Annotated in this window: 3 protein-coding genes; 1 reads left to right on the top strand and 2 read right to left on the bottom strand. The window is 29.0% G+C overall.

What is annotated here, in order from left to right:
- A partial coding sequence (locus LrDSM24759_RS07545) for a restriction endonuclease subunit S (protein WP_133297800.1) occupies window positions 1–854 on the top strand: 854 nt, incomplete at its 5' end.
- A gap of 24 nt (window positions 855–878) precedes the next feature.
- Here the strand turns inward: LrDSM24759_RS07545 and LrDSM24759_RS07540 are convergent.
- Both LrDSM24759_RS07540 and LrDSM24759_RS07815 read right to left on the bottom strand, forming a co-directional pair.
- A complete protein-coding gene (locus LrDSM24759_RS07540; RefSeq protein WP_117118846.1) occupies window positions 879–1,811 on the bottom strand; it encodes a site-specific integrase in 933 nt (310 codons plus the stop codon).
- A 68-nt stretch (window positions 1,812–1,879) separates the two neighbouring features.
- A partial coding sequence (locus tag LrDSM24759_RS07815; RefSeq protein WP_245953355.1) for a restriction endonuclease subunit S occupies window positions 1,880–2,784 on the bottom strand: 905 nt, incomplete at its 5' end.

Here is a 2,784-nt window from a genome sequence, read left to right as displayed (position 1 = left end):
CAAATATTGTTTGGTTGGACCATAATGAAAAAGTATTAAATTCTTACTTAAAAGCTTATTATCAGATAATCAAATGGTCCGGAATTGAAGGAACTACTATAAAAAGACTTTATAATAAAAATATATTAAAAACTAAAATATGCTTTCCTTCAATAAAAGAACAAAAGCAGTTAGGAATACTAATACAAAAGCTTGAATTTCTTATCACCCTTTTGCAACGAAAAAAAGCTAAATATGAAGAACTTAAAACGGCTTTACTACAAAATTTATTTCCAGAAAAAGATAGCAGAGTTCCTCTTTTAAGATTTAAAGAGTTTCATAATGATTGGCAACAAAAGAAATTAGAAACAATTACTAACATCACCATGGGACAATCACCCAATGGATCTACATATTCGGAAATTCCTACTAAATATATTTTAGTTCAGGGTAATGCTGATTTAAAAAATGGATGGGTAACTCCTCGAATATGGACAACTCAAATGACTAAACAGGCAAAAAAAGGAGATATCATTTTTTCTGTTCGTGCCCCCGTTGGAAAAGTAGGAAAAACCAATTATGATGTAGTTATTGGACGTGGGGTGGCCGCAATAAAGGGAAATGACTTTTTATTTAATGTATTAAAAAAATTAGATAAAGAGTCTTATTGGGATAAGGTATCTAGTGGATCTACATTTTCATCTATTACTTCATCTGACTTAAAAAATACTAAAATTAAGATTCCTCAAGAAATAGAACAAGTTAAAATTGGTGATCTTTTTTTTAATTTTGATGAAACTATAAACATTTTGCAGAAGCAACTTAGTAAGTTTGAAAATTTTAAACAATTTCTACTTCAAAATATGTTCATCTAAAAAAGCGCCAATGGCGCTTTTTTCTTAAAGTTGTGATAAATGATGCAGAATTTTATCATTATCTTTATTTTCTAATTCTTGAATAATATGAATATAGGTTTCTTGAGTAGTTGTTGTATTTGAGTGTCCTAAACGCTTAGCAACACTAGCAACTGAAACACCTTCATAAAGTAATAATGATGCATGTGTATGGCGAAGACCATGAATTGAAATTGGTGGGATTCCAGCTTTTTTACAATAAGAAGCTAATCGTTGATTCAAAGTTGAATTATATATTCTTTGTTCCTCTTCAAAAAAGATTGGCTTCTTTTGATCTTTATTTTCTATCATTTGCTTAAATTGTTGCATTATTTGCCAATCTACCATAACTGTACGATTGGATGATGGATTCTTTGTTGGCTGAAAATGACCAGTCTTTTCTTTATAATTCCAGGATTTATTGATAATGAGACATTGCTTTTCATAATCAAAATCTTCTGGAGTTAAGGCTAATGCTTCAGCGAATCTTAATCCTGTTTTTGCAACTAATAGAATAAACCAATCCCAATTTAATTCTGATCCTAATTTTAAAGATCTTAATAAAGTTTGCAGTTCATAAAGATTTAAAAATTTAGGCCTTTTCTTCTTAGTAGCAGTTCCTTTGACAATAGCTCTTCTAGTTGGATCCATTTTGATAATACCATCATCAACTGCGTCAAATAGACTGGCCTTGAGATGGTGATGGAAATCTAAAGTAGTAGTTTTTTCATGAGTTAGAGCATAAATATTCAACAGATTTTGATAGCTTTTTCGATCTAGTTCATTCATATGTAAATCAGGTGCAATCTCTTTGAGTGTTCTTTGAACAAGATAGTATTTATTTAGTGTAACTGGTCGAATCGCATTCTCTTTATATAAATGAATCCAATCTAGATAATACTTGTAAAACAACTTGGTACTATATTTCTTTCGTGACATATAAAAACCTCCTTGAATAAATTAGTCACATAGACTATTTTTCAAAGAGGTTTTGAGTTTGCAATTATTTAGATAAACATATTCTGAAGAAGAAATTTTTTTAGGTTAGTGAGTGTTGATTTTTGTTTTTTCAAAAGGGTTATAGTTTCATCTAATTTCGAAATGAGATTTCCAATTTTTTGTTGTTCCAATTTAAATGGAAAAGTAACGGGTGTTTTTCTTCCATTATCTATCGTATATGTTCCTACTGTTCCACTCCCAGAAGATCTATTAATAAAAGATTGAATAGTTCTTGTATTAAATTCATAATAAAAAAATTTTCCATCTAATATATTATGATTTTTGAACCAGATAATATTTCCATCCTTAAAATATATTGGATTCTTAGACCGTATAAGCATTGGGATACCAATACTTCCAACTCCTGTAACTAGTAAATCACCCTTTTGGACTTTCCCGGATATCTTAGAATATTCATTATACTTACTATTGTCAATATAAAGAAAATCCGTAGGTTCTTCATTTTTTGATAACGCAACAATATCACGTGCCCTTAAAAATCTAACACCTTCATTCCTCCAATCAGCTTGATGTATTCTTTTTACAGAACCTACATCCATTATTTCTCCTAATTTACTTTGCTGCCATTCATCATTAAATTCTTTAAATCTCAAAATTGGAATAATCTGATCATTTCCAGGAAATATATTTTGCAATAATGCTTTCTTAAGATCATTATATTTTTTCTCTTTTCGTTGCAAAAGGGTGATAAGAAATTCAAGCTTTTGTATTAGTATTCCTAACTGCTTTTGTTCTTTTATTGAAGGAAAGCATATTTTAGTTTTTAATATATTTTTATTATAAAGTCTTTTTATAGTAGTTCCTTCAATTCCGGACCATTTGATTATCTGATAATAAGCTTTTAAGTAAGAATTTAATACTTTTTCATTATGGTCCAACCAAACAATATTTG

It is taken from the genome of Lactobacillus rodentium (assembly GCF_003423665.1).
GTDB classification, from domain to species: domain Bacteria; phylum Bacillota; class Bacilli; order Lactobacillales; family Lactobacillaceae; genus Lactobacillus; species Lactobacillus rodentium.
Note: the sequence above shows the minus strand (reverse complement) of the source record. Positions and strands in the feature narration are given on the sequence as shown.

Bases quoted from the DNA above. Each gene is read 5' to 3' on its own strand.
- LrDSM24759_RS07540 (WP_117118846.1), bottom strand. From the start codon at position 1,811: ATGTCACGAAAGAAATATAGTACCAAGTTGTTTTACAAGTATTATCTA.